The sequence below is a fragment of the Vibrio sp. 10N.222.55.B11 genome (assembly GCF_041473705.1).
Classification (GTDB): domain Bacteria; phylum Pseudomonadota; class Gammaproteobacteria; order Enterobacterales; family Vibrionaceae; genus Vibrio; species Vibrio crassostreae_C.
This window is the reverse complement of record NZ_JBFRST010000177.1, coordinates 1-348: the sequence shown is the minus strand read 5'-3', so window position 1 is coordinate 348 and position 348 is coordinate 1. Positions and strand designations below refer to the sequence as shown.

The 348-nt window shown below is 37.1% G+C and carries 1 protein-coding gene; it reads right to left on the bottom strand.

Annotation, left to right across the window (positions count from 1 at the left end; all coding sequences use genetic code 11):
• A partial coding sequence (locus AB4503_RS25610) for a reverse transcriptase domain-containing protein (RefSeq protein WP_372115931.1) occupies positions 1-348 on the bottom strand: 348 nt, incomplete at both ends.

Below are 348 nucleotides of genomic sequence, written 5' to 3'. Positions count from 1 at the left end.
CGCAAGTTACTTAAGAATGACAGTACATTGGTTTTACTCGGTTTTATGAGTAGCTTTCCTTTGTATTTTCTGTGGTTAAACCCTAGAAAATCGAATCCATCATCAATATGAGTTGTGCGTGTTTTTTCATCGGAAAGTGTTAGACCTCTTTCTAGTAGAAATTCAGTAATCAATGGCTTTATGTCGTTCTCTAATACATCCTTTGATGTACAAGTGACAACAAAATCATCAGCGTATCCAATAAAGTTGGCTCTTGCTTTCTTCTTAAGAGCCAAGGACTTTATTTGTTGTTCAAGCCCTGCGAGAGTGATTAGCATTAATGTTGGAGAAATTATGCCACCTTGTGGC